The 19,617-nt window shown below is 62.4% G+C and carries 23 protein-coding genes; 16 read left to right on the forward strand and 7 right to left on the reverse strand.

Features of this window, described 5'->3' with window-relative positions; translation table 11 throughout:
- Positions 1 to 51 precede the first annotated feature (51 nt).
- The gene (locus tag GRI38_RS09975; protein WP_160683065.1) at positions 52 to 441 is read left to right on the forward strand and encodes a hypothetical protein; all 390 of its coding nucleotides are present in this window, start codon (positions 52 to 54) and stop codon (positions 439 to 441) included.
- A 13-nt stretch (positions 442 to 454) separates the two neighbouring features.
- On the opposite strand, the gene GRI38_RS09980 is transcribed toward GRI38_RS09975, so the two are convergent.
- On the reverse strand, positions 455 to 1,546 hold the full coding sequence (locus GRI38_RS09980; RefSeq protein WP_160683067.1) for a DUF3667 domain-containing protein: 1,092 nt from the start codon (positions 1,544 to 1,546) through the stop codon (positions 455 to 457).
- Positions 1,547 to 1,677: 131 nt separating this feature from the next.
- Here GRI38_RS09980 and GRI38_RS09985 point away from each other — a divergent pair, with 131 nt between their 5' ends.
- Positions 1,678 to 1,923, forward strand: a complete 246-nt coding sequence (locus GRI38_RS09985; protein ID WP_160683069.1) for a DUF3072 domain-containing protein — start codon at positions 1,678 to 1,680, stop codon at positions 1,921 to 1,923.
- 1 nt (position 1,924) lies between these two features.
- On the opposite strand, the gene GRI38_RS09990 is transcribed toward GRI38_RS09985, so the two are convergent.
- Together GRI38_RS09990 and rpoZ are read right to left on the reverse strand one after the other, a co-directional pair.
- Positions 1,925 to 2,656, reverse strand: coding sequence for a ParA family protein (locus GRI38_RS09990; protein WP_160683071.1), 732 nt, complete (start codon positions 2,654 to 2,656; stop codon positions 1,925 to 1,927).
- Between the two features lie 159 nt (positions 2,657 to 2,815).
- A complete protein-coding gene (gene rpoZ, locus GRI38_RS09995) occupies positions 2,816 to 3,160 on the reverse strand; it encodes a DNA-directed RNA polymerase subunit omega (protein ID WP_160683073.1) in 345 nt (114 codons plus the stop codon).
- Between the two features lie 111 nt (positions 3,161 to 3,271).
- Between rpoZ and GRI38_RS10000 the strand changes: the two genes are divergently transcribed.
- Positions 3,272 to 4,456 carry a phospholipase D-like domain-containing protein gene (locus GRI38_RS10000; protein ID WP_160683075.1) on the forward strand — a complete coding sequence of 395 codons (1,185 nt, stop codon included), beginning with the start codon at positions 3,272 to 3,274 and terminating at the stop codon, positions 4,454 to 4,456.
- Between the two features lie 10 nt (positions 4,457 to 4,466).
- Here the strand turns inward: GRI38_RS10000 and GRI38_RS10005 are convergent, their stop codons facing one another.
- Complete coding sequence (locus GRI38_RS10005) at positions 4,467 to 5,984, reverse strand: replicative DNA helicase (RefSeq protein WP_160683077.1); 1,518 nt, start codon at positions 5,982 to 5,984, stop codon at positions 4,467 to 4,469.
- Between the two features lie 131 nt (positions 5,985 to 6,115).
- Between GRI38_RS10005 and GRI38_RS10010 the strand changes: the two genes are divergently transcribed.
- The 3 genes from GRI38_RS10010 to GRI38_RS10020 are packed head-to-tail and all read left to right on the forward strand — an operon-like array spanning position 6,116 to position 7,775.
- Positions 6,116 to 6,622 (forward strand): UPF0262 family protein, encoded by a 507-nt coding sequence (locus GRI38_RS10010; RefSeq protein ID WP_160683079.1) that lies wholly within the window; start codon positions 6,116 to 6,118, stop codon positions 6,620 to 6,622.
- 11 nt (positions 6,623 to 6,633) lie between these two features.
- Positions 6,634 to 7,356 carry a glycoside hydrolase family 25 protein gene (locus tag GRI38_RS10015; RefSeq protein WP_160683081.1) on the forward strand — a complete coding sequence of 241 codons (723 nt, stop codon included), beginning with the start codon at positions 6,634 to 6,636 and terminating at the stop codon, positions 7,354 to 7,356.
- Positions 7,357 to 7,370: 14 nt separating this feature from the next.
- Positions 7,371 to 7,775: a cytidine deaminase gene (locus GRI38_RS10020; protein WP_337191280.1), complete on the forward strand. Its 405-nt coding sequence runs from the start codon at positions 7,371 to 7,373 to the stop codon at positions 7,773 to 7,775.
- Here the strand turns inward: GRI38_RS10020 and GRI38_RS10025 are convergent.
- Entirely contained in the window at positions 7,772 to 8,914 is a 1,143-nt protein-coding gene (locus tag GRI38_RS10025) for a M14 family metallopeptidase (RefSeq protein ID WP_160683085.1), read from the reverse strand. The genes GRI38_RS10020 and GRI38_RS10025 overlap by 4 nt on opposite strands.
- 86 nt (positions 8,915 to 9,000) lie before the next feature.
- The gene (locus tag GRI38_RS10030; protein WP_160683087.1) at positions 9,001 to 9,597 is read right to left on the reverse strand and encodes a DUF4136 domain-containing protein; all 597 of its coding nucleotides are present in this window, start codon (positions 9,595 to 9,597) and stop codon (positions 9,001 to 9,003) included.
- 154 nt (positions 9,598 to 9,751) lie between these two features.
- Between GRI38_RS10030 and galE the strand changes: the two genes are divergently transcribed.
- The 5 genes from galE (at position 9,752) to GRI38_RS10055 (ending at position 12,721) form a co-directional block, all read left to right on the forward strand.
- The gene (gene galE, locus GRI38_RS10035; RefSeq protein ID WP_160683089.1) at positions 9,752 to 10,774 is read left to right on the forward strand and encodes a UDP-glucose 4-epimerase GalE; all 1,023 of its coding nucleotides are present in this window, start codon (positions 9,752 to 9,754) and stop codon (positions 10,772 to 10,774) included.
- Between the two features lie 124 nt (positions 10,775 to 10,898).
- The gene (ykgO, locus tag GRI38_RS10040; RefSeq protein ID WP_007165381.1) at positions 10,899 to 11,024 is read left to right on the forward strand and encodes a type B 50S ribosomal protein L36; all 126 of its coding nucleotides are present in this window, start codon (positions 10,899 to 10,901) and stop codon (positions 11,022 to 11,024) included.
- Positions 11,025 to 11,146: 122 nt separating this feature from the next.
- Positions 11,147 to 11,767: an HAD family hydrolase gene (locus GRI38_RS10045; RefSeq protein ID WP_160683091.1), complete on the forward strand. Its 621-nt coding sequence runs from the start codon at positions 11,147 to 11,149 to the stop codon at positions 11,765 to 11,767.
- Between the two features lie 110 nt (positions 11,768 to 11,877).
- A complete protein-coding gene (locus tag GRI38_RS10050; protein WP_160683397.1) occupies positions 11,878 to 12,378 on the forward strand; it encodes a winged helix-turn-helix transcriptional regulator in 501 nt (166 codons plus the stop codon).
- On the forward strand, positions 12,326 to 12,721 hold the full coding sequence (locus GRI38_RS10055) for a hypothetical protein (RefSeq protein WP_337191281.1): 396 nt from the start codon (positions 12,326 to 12,328) through the stop codon (positions 12,719 to 12,721). The genes GRI38_RS10050 and GRI38_RS10055 overlap by 53 nt, the downstream gene beginning before the upstream one ends.
- Here GRI38_RS10055 and GRI38_RS10060 read toward each other — a convergent pair.
- Positions 12,718 to 13,407, reverse strand: a complete 690-nt coding sequence (locus GRI38_RS10060) for a queuosine precursor transporter (protein WP_160683093.1) — start codon at positions 13,405 to 13,407, stop codon at positions 12,718 to 12,720. The genes GRI38_RS10055 and GRI38_RS10060 overlap by 4 nt on opposite strands.
- A 199-nt stretch (positions 13,408 to 13,606) precedes the next feature.
- Here GRI38_RS10060 and GRI38_RS10065 point away from each other — a divergent pair, with 199 nt between their 5' ends.
- The 5 genes from GRI38_RS10065 to GRI38_RS10085 all read left to right on the forward strand — a co-directional run bounded on the left by GRI38_RS10065 (position 13,607) and on the right by GRI38_RS10085 (position 19,522).
- Complete coding sequence (locus GRI38_RS10065; protein ID WP_419880268.1) at positions 13,607 to 14,932, forward strand: NupC/NupG family nucleoside CNT transporter; 1,326 nt, start codon at positions 13,607 to 13,609, stop codon at positions 14,930 to 14,932.
- An 8-nt stretch (positions 14,933 to 14,940) separates the two neighbouring features.
- The gene (locus GRI38_RS10070) at positions 14,941 to 15,870 is read left to right on the forward strand and encodes an isopenicillin N synthase family dioxygenase (protein WP_160683095.1); all 930 of its coding nucleotides are present in this window, start codon (positions 14,941 to 14,943) and stop codon (positions 15,868 to 15,870) included.
- A gap of 144 nt (positions 15,871 to 16,014) precedes the next feature.
- The gene (locus GRI38_RS10075; protein ID WP_160683097.1) at positions 16,015 to 17,172 is read left to right on the forward strand and encodes a PepSY-associated TM helix domain-containing protein; all 1,158 of its coding nucleotides are present in this window, start codon (positions 16,015 to 16,017) and stop codon (positions 17,170 to 17,172) included.
- Positions 17,169 to 17,408 carry a hypothetical protein gene (locus tag GRI38_RS10080; protein WP_160683099.1) on the forward strand — a complete coding sequence of 80 codons (240 nt, stop codon included), beginning with the start codon at positions 17,169 to 17,171 and terminating at the stop codon, positions 17,406 to 17,408. Before GRI38_RS10075 ends, GRI38_RS10080 begins: the two co-directional genes overlap by 4 nt.
- Positions 17,405 to 19,522: a TonB-dependent receptor gene (locus GRI38_RS10085; RefSeq protein ID WP_160683101.1), complete on the forward strand. Its 2,118-nt coding sequence runs from the start codon at positions 17,405 to 17,407 to the stop codon at positions 19,520 to 19,522. The genes GRI38_RS10080 and GRI38_RS10085 overlap by 4 nt, the downstream gene beginning before the upstream one ends.
- Positions 19,523 to 19,617 lie beyond the last annotated feature (95 nt).

Here is a 19,617-nt window from a genome sequence, read left to right on the forward strand (position 1 = left end):
TCCGATCAGAAGGGCGCCCTTTTTGTTGCTCCGAACCGCAGGGGATGTTCGATGCCGGTTTCCTTCCGCCTTTCTGTCGCTCTGGCCCTGTCGGCCCTCTCCGTTTCTGCGTCAGCCTCACCCGGTGACGTGAATGCCGACGCCTTCTATCGCGACGCGAAGGAACTGATGGACAAGGGAATGCGGGCCATGTTCGACAAGCGGACCAAACCGCGGATGGCTCAGCTCGAGGCGGCGGCGGCCGATGTCCGCGCAGAGAACGAGGCCGCTACGAAGCGCGGCGTTCCGCTCTATTGCGTCAGCGATGCCGAGCGGAAGAAAGGTCTCGATGCCAAGAAAATCGTGCAGATGCTGGGCCGCGTTCCCGAAGCGCAGCGCAAGCGGCTGACCCTTACCAGAGCATGGCGCGCGGCACTTATTCGCGAATATCCTTGCGCCTGACCCCTACGGTCCTTTAGAGGACGCCCAAGCCGAGGAGGATCAGCAGGAAAGTCCCGAGAACGATCTGCACGAAGACTTCGAGCAGCAGCAATCGCCATAACGTACCGCGCTTCGAAAGGCGGTAGGTATATTTCATGTGGACCGCATGATGGGCGATCACGCCGACCGTGAATGCGCCCAACGCCCAGTTCTGCGGCAACCCGGCGGACCCCAAAACGACCAGAGTTGCCAGAAGGATTGTCGCGAAGGCTATCGAATAAGTGACGAACACTGCGTGGTCGTAGAGATTGTATTCCTTTCGCCAGCAGAACAGCAGCCATACGAACGGGATCGATAGCGGGATAAGCAGCCAGCTGAACTTGTAGAGGTTCGCTTGCAGTTTCGTCGCAAACACCGCAGGTTCGAGTGCGATCTTGCGGTCGATTAGCGAACCGAGCGCGTTCGTCGCCCCCGCGTCGGCGGGCTCTTCAATCTGTTCTTCCGCCTCGGGTCCGCGCCATTCCTCGAGCGCCTGCCGCACGAAAGGCAACGTCTCTGCCGCACGCTGCGAGCGTTCGCTATTGCCTTCTGTCGCATTGCGGATCGCTTCGGCGCGGCTGCCTGCGCCGCTTTCTATGACTACGATACCGCCGCCGAGTGGTCCTTCGTTGCCTGCCGCAACGTCCTGCAGCGCGATCTCCGCCGTTCTGAGCGAGGGCGTTACCTTGTCGATTTCTCCGATCGACCCGAACTTGATCCCCAGCACCTGCAAGACGAGGAAGATCGCGAAGACGGAGAACAGGAACATCGAGAAGGGCGAGACGAACTTGCGCCTTTCGCCGTCGATATAGCGCCGGGTCAGCTGGCCGGGCTTGAAGAAAAGTAGCGGGAGCGTGGTCCAGAACTTGCCATCGAGATGCAGGACCCCGTGGATGAAATCATGCATGATCGCCTTTGCCGAGCGCGGCAGGTGACTGTGTTGCCCACATGCCTCGCAATGCGGGCCGCTGAGGTCCGCGCCGCAATTGAGGCATTCGCTTTCTGCGAAGTGACCGCTGCGATCAGTTTCCACGCGAGCAGGTGGACCTGCTGCGACCGAAGCCTGCGCCGCCGAGTGCTCGCTCATCCTATTTCCCCCCGGTCCTGCGTTCGCCGCGATGCGTTATCATGAAGCGGACACCGACTGCAATCGGACGGTCGGAGCGATGGGAACAAACATGGAACGAAAGCGGTTGAAGGTCCAAAAGGAGCAATATCATGAATGCCACGACCCCTACCGACCATCCCAAGTCCGATCCGGTTTCCAATGCGGAAAAGGACCCGGAAAACTGGACGACCGGCGATGAGACGATGACCGGCGCGCAGGCGAGTTACCTGAAGACCTTATGCGAGGAAGCGGGACAGCTCGACGCCTATGACGAAAACCTCACCAAGGCCGAGGCGTCGATGAAGATCGACGAGATGCAGGCAAAGACCGGGCGCGGGCAGGGCGGCAACTCGTAATCTAGCGCTTCGCCAGCTTGCGTTCGATCGCAGTCCATAGCCGCGCGAACGCACCAGCCGCGGGTGACTTCGGGGCGAAAGCTCCGACGGGCTCGCGGCGAATGGCGCATTGTTCGACGACGCTCGCCATCGGGATGACCGGCCAGCCACGATTGGCGGCGCAGGTTTCGCGGTGAAGATTGCGACGCAGATCGACCATGGAAAGCACCGGCAATATCGGGGGATGTCCCTTTCCAATGCTGCGCACTGCGGTGACGACGGTGTCGAACGCCCGCGAGGAAAGCGGGGATGGGGGCAGCGGTACGATGATGACGTCGGCGGCCCGCATGACCTGGGCGCTGATTTCGTTGAGGACCGGCGGGCAGTCGAGCACGATACGTTCGTAATCGCGCGCGAGCTTGCCGGTCAGCTTGGCAAGTCGCTTGCGCTTGCCGATACCTGCAAATTGCGCATCGAGTGCCCGAATGCTTTCATCGGCGGGCAGGACGTGCAGATCTTCGAAGCCGGTCGCCGATATCAGTTCAGCGGGCTCGCGCTGTCCGTCGAATACGTCGCTGGCCCGGTCCCGACGGTTCGGTTCGACCCCGAGGAGGAAGGCCGACCCGCCCCCGGCATCGAGGTCCCACAGCAGGGTGCGGCGACAGGAGATCGTGGCGGAGCACCATGCGAGGTTGGCGGCCAGCGTCGTCTTCCCGACGCCGCCCTTGACGCTGTAGAGAGCCACTACGGCCATCGCGAACTATCCCCCTGCGCATGGCGAAACCTCCGGCGCGAAGTACCGGAAAAGTGCGGGACATCCATTCGCCATTCTGACAGCAAAAGAAAAGGCCGCCCCAAAGGACGGCCCAATCTGAAACATCATACGGTGAGCGCGTCGCTCTCGACCCGTAGCTCAACCGTCGTAGTCGGCGCCGATGGATGTCGATCGCGCGGGGGCCGAAGCCGTGATCCGCAATGCTTCCGCCGACTGGCTGAGCGAACCGATGTCATCGGCCTCGTCCTCGTCATCGGGAAGGATTTTCTGCAAGCTCGTGACCAGGCTTTCCTGCAGATCCTTCGGCTTGATCGTCTGGTCGGCAATTTCGCGCAGGGCGACGACCGGGTTCTTGTCGCGATCGCGATCGACCGTCAGTTCCGCGCCGCCGCTGATCTCGCGAGCCCGCTCCGCAGCCAGCAGAACGAGATCGAAACGGTTCGGGACCTTGTCCACGCAATCTTCAACGGTAACGCGCGCCATTCAGCACTCCGGGCAATCTTGAATTGATAGGAAAGCCGGTCAGATAGGCGCTTTGCCCGGTTTCGTCAAGGATTTGCAAAGGGTGCCGGTCGCGCCTAGCAGGTCAGGAGGATGGCTAACGAGGACGAACCGAACCGATCTGGCGGCACGACGTCGTTCGAGGAAGAGGCGCCATTTCGCGTTACGTCGAACGGGCTTGATCTGACATTCTATCCGGCGGGCGAGGATCGGCGCCGCGCCTTGCTGGAAATGGTCGGAAACGCGCGGCGATCGCTCAAGCTGTGTTTCTACATCTTCATGGAAGACGATGTCGGAACGAGCCTTCGCGACGCTCTGATCGATGCGGCGCGACGCGGCGTCTCGATCAAGGTAATTCTCGACCGGTTCGGTGCCGAGACGAGCGAGGAGTTCCTGAGACCGCTGCGCGAAGCCGGCGCAGATTGCTGCTATTTCAGCGAGAAGTGGACCCACCGCTATCTCGTGCGGAACCATCAAAAACTGCTTGTCGCGGACGACGAAAGCGGGATGTTCGGCGGATTCAACATCGAGGACGACTACTTCGCGCCGCCGCAGGAGAATGGCTGGAACGATCTCGCCATCGCGATGCGGGGCGACGCTGTGGAAGGCCTCGTCGACTGGTTCGACAAGCTCGATCGCTGGACTGCAAAACCGACCGGCAATTTTCGCGCCATTCGCCGCACGGTACGCGACTGGGAGTGGGACGGCGAGGGATGGTGCTGGCTGGTGGGCGGTCCGACGCGCGGCCTCAGCAGCTGGGCCGCGAAGGTGAGCAAGGACGTAGCTTCTGCCGAGCGGCTCGACATGTTCATGGCATATTTCAGTCCGCCGAAGAAAATCCTGAAGCGGATCGGCAGGATCGCGAAGGAAGGCGAAGCGCGCCTGTTGATGGCGGGCAAGTCCGACAACGCAGCGACACTCGGCGCGACGCGATCGCTTTACAGCTACCTGTTGCACAAAGGCGCGAAGATCTGGGAATTCGAGCCCTGCAAATTACACACGAAATTGCTCGTCGTGGACGACATCGTCTATCTGGGTAGCGCGAATTTCGACATGCGCAGCCTTTACGTCAATCTGGAGCTGATGCTCCGTGTCGAGGACGCGGCACTTGCCGACAGGATGCGCGAATATATGGAGCGCCACATCGCCGCGTCGAAAGAGATCACCCCGCAGTACCATGCGCGTCAGGCGACGCTGCTGAACCGCATTCGGTGGAACCTCGGTTGGCTGCTCGTATCGGTCATCGACTACACGGTCAGTCGGCGCCTCAACATCTAGAACCGCTCGCTTAATCGTATCCCGAACGGCGATCTTCCTCGGCAAGGTCGGAAAAGCGCGTGATCTTGGGTTCGAAGCGGAGATGAACCTTGCCGGTGGCACCGTGACGTTGCTTGGCGACGATCAGTTCGGCAAGGCCGTGGACCCGCTCCATTTCCGCTGCCCAAGCCGCGTGGACCTCGTGCACCTTGGTATCGTCGTCTGGCTGCGGCTGCTTGGGTTCGCGCGAGGCCACGTAATAATCCTCGCGATAGACGAACCAGACCATATCGGCATCCTGCTCGATGGACCCCGATTCGCGCAGGTCGGACAGCATGGGCCGCTTGTCGTCGCGCTGTTCGACGGCGCGGCTCAACTGCGAAAGCGCAATGACCGGCAGTTCGAGTTCCTTCGCTAGCGTCTTCAAACCACGGCTGATCTCGGAAATCTCGTTGACGCGGTTGTCGTTGGCTCGGCCCGAACCTTGCAGCAGCTGGAGATAGTCGACCACGATGAGGCCGATGTCGTGCCGGCGTTTCAAACGGCGAGCGCGCGTCCGCAGGGCAGCAATCGTGAGGGCCGGGGTATCGTCGATATAGAGCGGCAGTTCGGCGAGGCGTTGACTGGCGAAGGACAGTTGCTGGAATTCGTCGCGGCTGATCTTGCCCATGCGCAGCGCCTCGGACGAAATCTTCGCCTGTTCGGCGAGAATACGCGTTGCGAGCTGGTCGGCGCTCATTTCGAGGCTGAAGAAGGCGACGCCCGCGCCAACGGTGTTCTCGATCCCGTCCGCCTGATCGCGCAGCATCCTGTCGGCGCAGTTGAACGCGATGTTGGTGGCGAGGGAGGTCTTGCCCATGCCGGGCCGCCCGGCAAGTATGACGAGGTCGCTGTCGTGCAGGCCGCCGATCTTCTCGTTTACTGTCGTCAGGCCGGTCGTCTTGCCCGATACGTGGCCACCGGAATTTATCGCCTTTTCGATAAGGCCAAGCGCCTTATGCGTCGCCTGGCCGAAACTTTCGGCTTCCTTCCCGCTCGCCGCGCCTTCTGCGACGCGGAATAGGTCCGCTTCGGCCTGCTCGATCTTCTCCATCGGCGCGACTTCGTCGGACGTATCGAGCGCACCCTCGACGAGGTTGCGTCCGACCGAAACCAGTTCGCGAAGAAGGGCGAGGTCGTAGATCTGGTTGGCGAGTTCGCGCGGTGCGAGCAAGCCTTGCCCGTCTGCGGTCAATTGAGCGAGATAGGTTATCCCGCCAAGCTGTTTCAGCGCATCGTCCGTCTCGAAATAGGGCTTCAGCGTGACCGGGGTTGCCACCGCATTGCGATCGAGCAGCTTGACGATGCGTTCGAAGATGCGCTGGTGCAGGGGTTCGAAAAAGTGGTGTGGCCGAAGCGGCGTCTGCAGGTCTTCCAGAACCCGGTTGTCGATCAGGATCGCGCCGAGAAATGCCGCTTCCGCCTCGATGTTCGACGGCAGCTTGCGCCCCTCGACATTTTCCGTGTCGGACGAATCGGTAAAGCGGGAGAGAAGGTCGGTCTCGGCCATGGCGACGCCTTGTGCCAGAACACGGGTCGCTGACAAGCTGGGTTTGGCTGCGCTGCTTGTGGATAGCGGGGAAGACGCGCATACCCCTTGCAGGAAGCCTATCGCATCTGCGAAAGCGTCCCCAAGCGATTATGACAGATTCTTCTTCGACAGACAGCGACACGCATCGCATCGCGCATATTTCGCTGGACGAGGAAACGATCCTCTGGCGCAATCCCGATATCGAACAGGAACGCCGGGTCGCGATCTACGACCTCATCGAGGAGAACACGTTCCGTCCCATTCGCAGCAGCGAGGCGGGCCATGACGGTCCTTACCGGCTGGAACTTTCGGTACGCGACGGGCGGCTGCAAATGGCCATCCAGAACGAGGAGCGCGAACCGCTCGAAACGTTTCTCATCGGCCTTGCCCGCTTCCGCCGCCCGATCCGCGAATATTTTGCGATCTGCGACAGCTATTACCAGGCGATCCGCAACGCTACGCCAGCGGAGATCGAGACGATCGACATGGCGCGGCGCGGGGTTCACAACAGCGCTTCCGAATTGCTGCTGGAGCGGCTGGAAGGCAAGATCGAGACCGATTTCGCGACGGCGCGCCGCCTCTTCACGCTGATCTGCGTCCTGCACATCAAGGGTTGAGCGGCAAGGCGATGGTAAGAACCGGTTCGAGTGCCGCTGCGTCAAGGCGATCGCGCCAATGGCTGGTGCGTCTCATCCTGATTGCCGTGCTTGCCGGGCTGATTGCGGCCGGTCTCGCGTGGTGGCGGGGCCTGTCTTGGAAGCCCGATGCAGCTACCTACCCGCGTGCCGGCATTTACGTCTCGGAGGCGTCGGGCGAAGTCAATTTTCGCACCGCGCGCGCTTTGGGAGCGCAATTTGCCTATCTGCAGGGCAGCCTTGGAGCAGACGGGCTCGACGGGACATTCGCTGCGAATATCGACCAGGTCCGGGCGTCGGGAATGAAGGTGGGCGTGGTCCATGCGTTCGATCCCTGTGTCCCCGCCGATCTCCAGTCGGCCAAGTTCGTAACGGTCGTCCCGCGCGATCCGAACCTGCTGCCGCCCGCCATTGCGCTCGAGAAACTGGCCTCGCAATGTCCGCAACGCGTGAGCGAGGCAGCGGTGGAGAGTGAATTAATGACGCTGGTCAACCAGATCGAGATTCACGCGGGGAAGCCGGTAATCCTGAAACCGTCGCGAGCCTTCGAGCGGGAATATGAAATTTCTTCGCGGATCGAGCGCAATCTATGGCTGGCCAGCAACTGGTACGAACCGTCCTATGCCGGTCGGCCATGGCTGTTATGGACGGCGAACGATGCGCTGCATACGGAAGCGGCGGAGGAGCCGATCGCATGGGTCGTGGTGCAACCTTGAGCGGGGAACGCATAGTGGACGAGCAAAAATTGATCGAGGCGGCGCGCGAAGCCGCGAAGGCGTCCTACTCGCCCTATTCCAACTTTGCCGTCGGAGCGGCGCTATTGTTCGCCGACGGTACGATCGTAACCGGCACGAATATCGAGAACGCCAGCTACGGGCTGGCCCTTTGCGCCGAAACGGTCGCCGTGGCGAAAGCGATGGAAGCGGGGAGGCGAGGTGGTCTGGAGGCTGTTGCGGTCACCGGACCGGCAGCAGCTCCCATCACCCCATGCGGGCGTTGCCGTCAGGTCCTTAACGAACTGGCAGGGCTCGGCGCTACCGATCCGCTTGTCCTCTGCGTCGGAGAGCATGAAACCCACCGCGTGACGCTGTCGAAACTGTTGCCGCTCGCCTTCGGGCCAGCCAGCCTCGACTAGCCTTCCTCGTCCGCGTCGAGCCATTCGAGCAGCGCAGCGAGGCATTCGCGGCCCAGCGCCTTGCAGCGTTCGGGCGACCATTCCTGCTCCGGCTCGGGCTGATCGTCATTGTCCTTGAACGGCATTTCCAGCGTCATGGCCGTCGCGCCGAAGCGGTGCGCAACCTGCGTCGTGCTCATCGAAAGGTTCGCTTCGCCTGGCTTCGATACCGGATAACCCTTTGCCGTCTGGAAGTCCGGCGTGCGGCGCGCGAGGATCGACTTGTAGCGCTCAAAGCCTCGATGATGCGCGTCTTTCAGGTCGGGAATACCCTCGTATCCGGCAAGGAATACGGCGGAGATCGCCTCGTCCCCATGAACGTCCATCGCGAAGTCGACGCCGGTCTCGTCCATCTTGTTGCGAATGGCGAGGACTTCGGGCGAGCGTTCGGCAGTCGGCTCATGCCATTCGCGATTGAGGTTAGCACCGCAGGCATTCGTCCGGAGATGTCCGCGGCGCGAGCCGTCCGGATTGCAGTTCGGCACGATGTGGAACGTGCAGCGTTCGCGCAGCGCCCGGGCGATGCTGTCGGTCGGGTCGGTCAGCATTTCCAGCGCGCCTTCCATCCACCATTCCGCCATGCTTTCACCCGGATGCTGACGCCCGTAGAGCCAGACCTGCTTCGTTCCCGTGCCGCAGGACAGGTAATCGAGCGGCTGGCCGTCGAGCGTCGTCCCGATCGTCTCGTGCGAAACGCCTTCGCTCAAAGCCGCTTCGGAAACGAGATCGTGATGCCGCTCCATTGAATAGGGCGCGAAATAGGCAAACCAGGCGATGCTTCCTGCGGGAGTGTACCGGATGGTAAGGCAGCCATCCTCTTCCTTCTCGTCATAGCGGGAGGCGGCGCGCGTCCATATTTCGCGATCCTCGCTCACCACCGAATTGTAGTTGGGCCAGCCATTCACGTAGGCTGAGGACGAAAGTCCCGTAATTTTCAGGACGAGTTCGCGTCCTTCAGCCCCGGAAACGCGGAAATGGTACCACTGCTTGAAATCCGATTGCGTATCCTTGCGGATCGCAAGCGTTGCCTGTGCGCCGTCGATCGAAAGAACTTCGATATTGCCGCTGTCGAATTCGGAATCGATGCGAATGTCGGTCAAACCTGATTACCTCTGCGTGTTTTTGCGTATCGTCGTAAAGTGAAGGCCCCGCCCTCTATGGACGCGGACCGGACCTTGCAAGCGCGCTATTCTACCGCGACTTCGACTGTTTCGCCGCTCATTCCGGGGAAATTCTCGAACAAGGCGTTGGCGATCGTTTCCGCATTGGCTTGCGGTTCGGCGAGCGGCGACTTGGGTGGAACGAGGAATTGCGCACGCCCTTCCCAGATGTTCTGCCCACCAGCGCTCGGAGCGAGTGCGACCGAGAGTTCCGTACCGATCCGCTCGCCCGAATTGCCGCCGAGATTGATGCCGATACCGAGGCCAAGGCCCGAACCGTAAGTGCCGGTTCCGCCGCCGACACCCACGCTGACGGGGCCGCGGCGTTCCCCTTCGCGATAGGCGAAGCGCTCGACATCGACCCGCGCGACGTAGTCGGCATTGGCGCGGGTCGTCTCACGATAACCGAGGGCAGCCAGCTCTGCAGCGACCGCCGTTTTGTAGGGGGATGCGGACAGACCGGCATCGTCGGCGCTTTCGACGAATACCGTTCCCGACTGGACCGGGGCGCTCGTCAGATTGTCGTGAAAGCGCGTGACCTGAACGGGTCCGGGCTTCGCGGCGCAAGCTATCAGACTTGCCGAGAGCACTGCCGTCGCTGCCAGTTTTACAAATTTCCTCATCGCATCCATCCCGGTCCGCCAGAGACCTGTTTCGCCCCGTCGCGGAGCTGTCGCATATCAAACGCCGCAGCTGTCAAACCGTGCCGCAAAAAGGGACGAGTGCGCATGACATGTTTATCGGATTCTTAGCCGATCGCTGGTAACCGCTGGCGCCATGACGACCGAATCGCAAAGCGCAGCCAAAGTCCCCGTGCTCGTGACGGGAGGGGCGGGCTATATCGGCAGCCACGCGGTTCTCGCGCTGAAGGATGCCGGCTGGGACGTTTCCGTGATCGACAATTTGTCGACCGGTTTCGAGTTCGCCATTCCCGACGGCGTGACGCTCTATCGCGGGGACATCGCCGACAAGGAACTGCTGCTGCGCATCATCGCGGAGCGCAAGATCGGCGCCATTATGCATTTTGCAGGGTCGATCGTCGTTCCCGAATCGGTCGAGAAGCCGCTCGCCTATTACGAGAACAACACGGTGAAGAGCCGCGCGCTGCTCGAGGCGGCGGTCGAGGGCGGGGTGTCGCATTTCATCTTCAGTTCCACGGCAGCGACCTACGGAATGCCGGACGTCGCGCGCGTCACCGAAGAAACGCCGACGCGCCCGATCAACCCCTATGGCTGGTCGAAGCTGATGACCGAGCAGATGCTTGCCGATACCGCGGCGGCACACGATCTCAATTACTGCGTCCTGCGCTATTTCAACGTGGCGGGGGCCGATCCGCAGGCGCGCACGGGCCAATCAACGGCCGGGGCGACCCATCTTATCAAGGTCGCGTGCGAGGCGGCGCTCGGTCAGCGCGACCACGTCTCGGTCTACGGAACGGACTACGCCACGGCCGACGGGACGGGGGTGCGCGACTACATTCATGTGAGCGATCTCGCCGCAGCGCACCTTCTCGCGCTGGAGGAACTGATCGCGCGGCCCGACGCCTCGCTGACGATGAACTGCGGCTACGGTCGCGGGTTCTCGGTGCTCGAAGTGCTGGATGCGGTCGATCGCGTCACCAACCGGACCATCGAGCGGCGGATGGAGCCGCGACGTGCGGGCGATTCGGGCGAACTCGTGTCCGATCCGTCGCGCATTCGCGAGACCCTGCCGTGGAAGCCGCAATATGACGAGCTCGACACGATCATCTCTCATGCCCTTCAGTGGGAGCGCCGGCTGAGCGAAATTCGCGGCGCGTGACCGCTGGCTGCCCGATCGCGCTTGACACCCGTTACGCGCGACCGTAACGCCGCGGCCTTGCAATTCCGGCTCGTCGGCACCACCTGCCGAGCCACAAACCTTTTCCAAAAGAAGCAGACAGACCATGAAGATCCGCAACAGCCTCAAGTCGCTGAAGAACCGTCATCGCGACTGCCGCGTGATCCGTCGCCGCGGACGGACCTACGTGATCAACAAGACGAATCGTCGCTTCAAGGCCCGCCAGGGCTGATCCTGCGGTCGGAAGGGAGCGCCGTTCAGGCTTCCCTTTCGCGCATGGAAACGATCGACCGGCCCGGCCCCCATGCAAACGGGGTGCGGGCCGTTCGCTTGTCTGAGGCTGCGTAAAACGACATGGAACAGGCATCCCAACCGGTCGAGGCGGTTGTCTTCGATGTCGGGCGCGTCATCATCCAGTGGCAGCTGCGCCGACTGTTCGAGAAGCTGATCGAGGACGAGGCCGAACTCGACTGGTTCCTTGCCAATGTCGTGACCGAGGAATGGCACGGACAGGTCGATGCGGGCGTTCCGCTCGACCACATGATCGCGCTGCACCAGCAAAAATATCCCGATCACGCCGAATTGATCGCCGCTTATGGCGAGCGGTTCCTCGAAAGCATTCCAGGTCCCGTCCCCGGCACGGTCGAATTGATCGAACGGCTCGACGATGCGGGGCGCCCCCTGTTCGCTATCACCAATTTCGGCAGCGAGTTCTGGGGCCGTTTCCGCCCGACGATGCCGGTGTTCGACAGGTTTCGCGACATCGTCGTATCGGGTGACGAGAAGCTCGCGAAGCCCGATCCGGCAATCTTTGATCTGGCGGCGGCGCGGTTCGCGCGGCGACCAGAGACAATGCTGTTCATCGACGACAATGCCGACAACATCGCGGCGGCGCGTGCGCTCGGCTGGCAGACGCACCATTTTGCCGATGCCGACGCCCTCGAGCGCGATTTGCTAGACCGCCGGCTTATCTGAAGAGCCGACATTGCGGGGAAGCGGCGCGTTCTCCTCCTCCACCGCATTTCGAGCATTAGGATTTGCCGCGTCGAAATTTCGCGTTAAAGCTTCTGCCGCGAACCATGAACATGCCTTATCTGCGCGAACCTCTTCGGGATTTGACCGCCTTCGGCCTCGCCGAAGCGCTCGACGTCATGGGCGAACGCTGGTCGTTCATGATCTTGCGCGCGAGTTTCAACGGCATCCAGCATTTCGAGGAATTCCTGACCGAACTCGGTATCGCGCGAAACATCCTTGCCAGTCGGCTGGCGAAGCTGGTCGAGCATGGCATCTTCATCCGGCAGCCCTGTCCTGACGATCGCCGGCGTGTCGAATACCGCCTGAGCGACAAGGGCATCGACCTTTTGCCGGCCCTTGTGGCGTTGCGGCAGTGGGGCCAGAAATATGCCGCCGACAGCGAGGAAGACCCCGTGCTGGTGGACAAGCGCGACCGCCTGCCGCTCGGCCCGGTCGCCATCGTTTCGCAGGACGGCCGCATCCTCGAACCGCGCGATCTCGAACTGGTGAAGCCTGCCGATGTCGGGCGTGCGGTGCGCGATCCCGACACAGAACGGCAAGCGGCTGAATAAGGCGCGCAAGGGCGGGCGGAGTGAACCGCCGAGAACGCCCGACGGTCGCTACATCGTCGTCAGGGGTCGGCTGTGGCGCACGAGCAATCCGAACCTTGCCGAGGACGAGCGCCAGCAACTCGTGAACAAGCTGATGGATGCGCGGCGCGCCGTGGGAGCGGCGAAGCGAGCCAATGACGAAGCGGGCGAGCGCCTTGCCCATGCCGAAGTTCACGCAGCGAAGATCGCGCTCGGCGAACGTGGCGCGGTCTGGTGGGACGACGGCGAACCCGATTACAATCGCTACCTCGCGAAGAACACGCCCTATGCCGATTGGTGGCAGGCGGCGGAGGGAGGCGGCTAAAGGGTTCCCTCCGGCGCTGCGCGACGATCGAGCCAGCGTCCCACTTTCAGCCCGGCGACGATGAGGAAAGGCACGAGCAGGAAGGAGAGCGCGATCTTCGCGAGCGCTTGTCCCAGAATGAGATCGCCGATGGGGAACTCGCCATAGAAGGCGAGGCTGATGAAGATGACGGAATCGATTGCCTGGCTGATTGCGCTGGCGATCGCGCCGCGCATCATCAGCCACGCTCCGCCACCAGCATCGCCCGACCCGCGCAGCTTGTCGAAAATCCAGACATTGAGAAGCAGCGATACGCCATAGGCTACCGGACCGGCCGCCATGATGCGCGGCGTGCTCGACAGGACGGTTTCGAACGCTGCCAGATTTTCCGCCGGCATGTCCGGCGATACGGGCAGGGCGCGCACGAGCCAGATAAGCGCGATCGACAGGGCGAGCGGCACGAACCCCCACAGGACCAGCCGGTCGGCAGCCTTGCGTCCGTGCAACTGCGCGATGGTGCTCGACAGGACGACCAGCAGCAGGAAGGCGAATATGCCCGATTCAACGGCCAGCGGTCCCAATGCGATCTGCTTGAACGCGAGGACGCCCGCAATGACGGTCATTCCGCCATAGATCAGCGAGAAGACGAAGAGCGATGGCGCGGTGTTGAAGCCGCCGACGGGGCGGGCTGCGGACGGATGTTCCATCGCTGGCGTCCTATTGCTTCGGGCAGGAAAAGGAAAGACGCTGCGTTGTCGACAAACCTGTCGACAGATCGGTGGACGGATCGGGGACGGCGTGCGCGATAAAGGGGTAATTGCTGGCGGTTTTCGGGATTCGCGTTAAATCGCCAGATGAGGTGGCTCGGCGGGATTCGAGCGACCTGTCCTGAGGGGAAATGCGCGCGTGAACGGAATAGCTGTCAATCTGGCGGGGATCGCCGTGATCCTCGCCATCGCCTTCGTCCTTTCGACGGGGAAGAGCCGGATCAGGTTGCGCGTCGTCGGCGCCGCTTTCGCGCTTCAGGCGCTGCTCGCATTTCTCGTCCTGAGAACGCCTTGGGGCAGGAACGCGATCCAGTGGATGGCGGACGGCGTCGCCGCGCTCCTGTCCTATGCCGATCAGGGAACGGCATTCCTGTTCGGTCCGCCCGAAGGCAATCCGCTGTCCAACACCTTTGCCCTTGCCGCCCTGCCGGTCATTATCTTCTTCGCGGCGCTCGTTTCCATCCTCTACCATCTGCGCATCATGCAACGCGTGGTTCGCTGGGTGGGCGGGGCAATCGGCTGGATCACGGGCATCAGCAAGGTCGAGGCGCTGGGCTCGGCGGCGAACATTTTCGTCGGCCAGTCCGAAAGCCCGCTGGTCGTGCGGCCTTATCTCGCCGCCCTTTCCCCGGCACATCTCTTCACCCTGATGAGCGTCGGCATGGCGGGCGTCGCAGGCACGATCCTCGCCGCTTATGCCGGGCTGCTCGGTAACGAATATCTGCCCTTCCTTCTTGCTGCGGCCTTCATGTCGGCGCCCGGCGGCATCCTCATGGCCAAGATCATCATGCCCGACGAGCGGCCGCAATCGGAACCGGCGATCGAGCAGGGTGAAATTGCGCTGCCTGCCAACCGGATAAGCGCCGAGGGGCCGGCGGCACTAACGGAGGGCGGCAAGCCGCACGAAGTCCAGGTCGCTGAAACCTTCGAAGACGGAGAGAAGCCCGCCAACGTCATCGAGGCCGCGGCACAGGGGGCGCAGACCGGCGTGAAGCTGGCGGTTGCCGTCGGCGCAATGGTGCTCGCTTTCGTCGCGCTCGTCGCTCTTGCCAATGGTTTGCTCGGCGCGGTCGGGGGATGGTTCGACATGCCCGAGCTGTCCTTCCAGATGGTGTTGGGCTGGCTGTTCGCGCCGATCATGCTGCTGCTCGGCATCCCGTGGGAGCAGGCACAGATCGCGGGCGGTCTGTTCGGGACGAAGATCGTGCTGAACGAGTTCGTCGCCTTCATCGACCTCGGGCGGCTGGGGCCAGACGTGCTGTCCGAGCGCAGCCGTGCGATCGTCACCTTCGCTTTGTGCGGCTTTGCCAATTTCAGTTCGATCGCGATCCAGATGGCGGTGACCGGCGGGCTTGCTCCCAACCAGCGCCCGGTGATAGCGAAGCTGGGCCTGCGGGCGCTCGCGGCCGGTTCGCTGGCGAACCTGATGAGTGCGGCGCTTGCCGGCCTGTTCCTGCCCTATTGAGATCCGTCATGTCACAAATTGCATCCGTTTCCCTCCGCCGCCCGCTTTCCGAGGTTTCCGACGAACTGGGCCGCAGCTTCGCCGAATACGGCTTTGCGATCGTGCGCGATCACGGCATTTCCGAAGAGCTGATCGAGCGCGCCGAGGAAAAGGCGAAAGAGTTCTTTGCCCTGCCGGAGGATGTTAAGCGGTCCTATCATGTGCCGGGCGGTGGCGGCGCGCGCGGTTACACGCCTTTCGGCAAGGAGATCGCCAAGGACGCGAAGGTCCACGACCTCAAGGAATTCTGGCACGTCGGTCGCGAGCTGTCCGACGGGCACGAATTGTCGCAATACATGGCGCCCAACATCTGGCCCGACGAGGTCGACGGCTTCAGGGCAACCTTCGAAACCCTGTACGACGCTTTCGATGCGGCGGGGCGGCGCGTCCTGGAAGCGATCGCGTTGCACCTCGAACTGCCGCGCGATTACTTCGAGGCGACGGTGGAGGACGGCAATTCGGTCATGCGCCTCCTGCATTACCCGCCGCTCGATGCCGAGGCGGCAGAGGGCGCGATCAGGGCGGCGGCGCATGGCGACATCAATACCATCACCCTGCTGCTCGGCGCAGAGGAAGCCGGGCTCGAATTGTTGACCCGAAAGGGGGAGTGGCTCGCCATCGACCCCCCGGTAGGTGCACTTGTGGTCAACATAGGCGACATGCTGGAACGGCTGACCAACGGAAAACTGCGTTCCACGACGCATAGAGTCGTCAATCCGACGGGAGAAGCGGCGCGGCGGGCGCGTTATTCGATGCCGTTCTTCCTGCACTTCCGGCCCGATTTCTGCATCGAGACGCTGCCGTCCTGCATCGATCCCGCGCATCCGGACGATCATCCCGCACCGATTACGGCTCATGATTTCCTCGCTCAGCGCCTGCGCGAAATCGGTCTGGCCTGAAGTCAACATCTTGAAATCGTTTAATTTGGCCGGTCAGGCTGCGTCCTGTTTGCGCGCCTTCAAAAAGAACTCGGCAAACTGCCGTGCTCTTATTGCGAATGATTATCATTGACGATTGACGCCTCACTTCGCTAGGGGGCCGCCATGCGTCGCAGCACGATCAAAGCGTGGTTTCTGATTCACAAGTGGAGCAGCCTCGTCTGCACACTTTTCCTGTTCCTGCTGTGCGTCACCGGCCTTCCGCTCATCTTCCATGACGAGATCGATGCGGCCTTTGGCGAGGATTACGAGGCGACGCTTACCGGTCCTGCCTCCGCGCAGGATGGCGTCCCGCTCGACACGATGCTTTCGCTGGCAGCGGAGCAGCGCCCGGGCGAAGTCCCGTTATTCATGGCATTCAGCCAGGACAGCCCGCTTCTCACGATAACGACGGGCCCCGCACCCGACGCGGCCGAGAGCGAGATGACGCTGCTTTTCTTCGACAGGGCGACGGGCGAGCCGCTCGGCCCTGCGCCATCCGGCGGCATCATGGATCTGATACTCGATCTGCATATTGACCTGCTGATGGGGCAATGGGGCATGTGGTTCCTCGGAGCGATGGGGGTGCTGTTCGTCGTCGCGCTCGTCTCGGGTCTCGTCCTTTACGTGCCCTTCATGCGACGGCTGGCGTTCGGAACGCTGCGGCTCGACCGGAACGAGCGCGTTGGGCGGCTCGATACGCATAATTTCTTCGGCGTCCTCATCCTCGCCTGGGCACTGGTCGTCGGCCTGACCGGGGTCATCAACGCCTATGCCGATCCCCTGACCGAAAGCTGGCGCGACGGCGAACTCGCCCGCATGACCGAGCGCTATGGTGATGCAGCGCCCGTCCCGCCGGAAGCCTATGGATCGCTCGATGCGGCAATGGCTTCGGCGAAAGTGGGTCTCCCGAACCGCTCGCCGCAATTCATTGCCTTTCCGGGCGGAGCATGGAGCACCGGTCATCACTACGCCGTCTTCTTCCAGGGCGATCGGCCTCTGACCCGCGACTTGCTGACCCCGGCCCTCATCGATGCCGAAACGAGCGAACTGGTCGCGTCCGCCGAGATGCCGGTCATCAATCAGGCGCTCATGATGTCGAAGCCCCTCCATTTCGGGGACTATGGTGGATTGCCGCTCAAGCTCATCTGGGCGGTGCTGGACATCGCGACGATCTACGTCCTGTGGACGGGAATCCTGTTGTGGTTCCGCCGGCGGCCCGGCCGGATCGAGCGACGGATCGAAGAAATCAGGCGCGGCGGATTTTCGGCAGCCAGCGCATGATTACGCACCGTTTCGAAGCGAGGCGCACTGCGCGTCGGTCCGTTCTTCGCGTGCTGCGGATGCCGATCCTGCTCGCGATCCTGACTCTGGCGGGTCTCGTCGCGGGACTGATCGGCGACGGCGTTCCCGATCTTCTCGCATGGATCCTGCTGGCAATTCCCCTTTCGGTGCCGCTCGTCGCGTGGACGCGTCGTCATCGCCGTAATCCAATGAAAACGAAAGAAATCCTGCAATGAAATTGACGTTCCGCTCCGTTTCCGCCCTGGCTCTTGGCGGTGCGATAGCTTCGCCCTCTTTCGCTCAGGAGCAGGTCGACGAGGAAACCATCATCGTGACCGCGCAGCGCGAGAACGCGACCGAAGTGCGCAGCGGCGGTGATGCCGGCGTCCTCGGCGACAAGCCTGCCGAGGACCTGCCTTTCTCCATTCGCAGTATCGACGAGACGCTGATCCTGAACCAGCAGCCGCTGACGCTGGGCGAGGTGCTGGAGAACGATCCGACCATTCGCACGACCTATGGTTTCGGCAATGTTGCCGAACAGTTCGTCGTGCGCGGTTTCTCCCTGTTCGGAGACGATGTCGGACTGAACGGCCTCTACGGTATCGCACCGCGCCAGCTGATCGCGCCCGAGCTTTACGACAGCGTGCAGGTGCTGAACGGTTCGACGGCCTTCCTCAACGGTGCGGCGCCCGGTGGGTCGGGCGTCGGCGGAAGCGTCAACCTCGTGCTGAAGCGCGCCGACCGCGCCGACCTCAACCGCGCGACGGTCAGCTATGTCTCCCAAGGTCATGTCGGCGGAAGTTTCGACGTTTCGCGCCGGCTCGCGGGGGGCACGATCGGCGTCCGCGTCAATGGAGCCCTGAGAGACGGCGAAGTCGCGATCGACAATGAAATTCGCGAGACGAAGGTCCTCGGCGGAGCGATAGACTATGACGGCGGGGCGTTCCGCGCGGCACTCGATCTCGCCTATCAGGACGTGCGCGTCGAAAATCTGCGCCCGAAGGTCACCCTGCTCAGCGATGCGATCCCCGAAGTTCCGGCAGCGGACTTCAACTACGCGCAGGATTACACCTATACCGATTTGACCGACATCTTCGGCACGCTTAGCTTGAAATACGACATTGGCGAAGACGTCCTTGCCTATGCGAAGGCGGGCGCGCGAAGTGGTGACGAAGAGGGCATCTATGGCGGCCTTCAGGTCACCGACGCGGCAACCGGCGAGGCGACCAGCGGCTTCCACTCCTTCATTCCCTACGAACAGGACAATCAGGCCGTCGAGGCGGGCATCCGTGCAGGCTTCGCGCTCGGACCGACCACGCACGAGTTCAATGTCGGCGGAAACCTCATCTGGCAGGAGGACCGGACGGCCTATGACTTCTTCAATCCGTTCGCCACGAACCTTTACGACCCCGTGCAGGTCGCGCCGCAGAACACCGCCTTTGTCGGCGGAGACCTCGACGATCCCTTTCCGATTACCAAACGCAGGCTTTCAAGCGTGTTCGTGTCCGACACGGTAGGACTGTGGGACGAACGCATCCTGCTGACCGGCGGATTGCGCTGGCAGGGGATCGATATCGAGCGGTTCAGCTATTTCGGCGGTGGCCTCGATACCGTTTATGACGAGGACGCGGTAACCCCGGTTGTCGGCATTGTCGTGAAGCCGGTTAGCGGTCTCTCGCTCTATGCCAACCGGATCGAGGGCCTGCAGGAAGGGCCGGTCGCACCGAACGAGCCGGGCCTGACCAATCCGCTCGCCGTGCTCGCGCCGCGCATGTCGACGCAATACGAGATCGGCGGCAAGCTCGACCTTGCGCGCGGTGTCTTCGCGACGCTGGCGCTCTACCAGATCGAGCGGCCGGGCGAAGGAACGATCGACAATGCTGACGGGAGCCGGACTCTCGCTTATGTCGGGGATCAGACCAATCGCGGCATCGAACTGACGGTCATCGGAGAAATCGCGCCGGGCCTCCGTGCAATTACCGGCCTCGCCTTTGCCGATGCGGAGTTCGATAGCGGGCTCGATGCAGTCGGTGTGCCGGAATTCGCGGCCAACGCCAATCTGGAATGGGACGTTCCCTTCGCGACGGGCCTGACCCTCACCGGGCGGATCACGCATACCGGCGAGCAGGTCGCGAATGCTGCCAATACGCTCGAACTCGATGACTGGACGGTGATCGATCTGGGTGCGCGCTATGTTTTCACCCTGGCCGATCGTCCGCTGACCTTGCGCGCAGGCGTCGATAACCTGCTGAACGAAGCGTATTGGGCTTCGGCATTCGATGCCTTCAATCCGGCCCTGTTGCAGGGCTCGCCGCGCAGCTTCCGAACGTCGTTGTCGATCGACTTCTGACCTCGCCACTTGGACTGTCGCGTTCCGCCGTGCCGGGCATGGCGGAACCGACTCGCTGCCTTATTCGCTGACTCTGTCGACTACGGAGGAAGAGA

Origin of the sequence: Parapontixanthobacter aurantiacus, assembly GCF_009827635.1 — a bacterium.
GTDB classification, from domain to species: domain Bacteria; phylum Pseudomonadota; class Alphaproteobacteria; order Sphingomonadales; family Sphingomonadaceae; genus Parapontixanthobacter; species Parapontixanthobacter aurantiacus.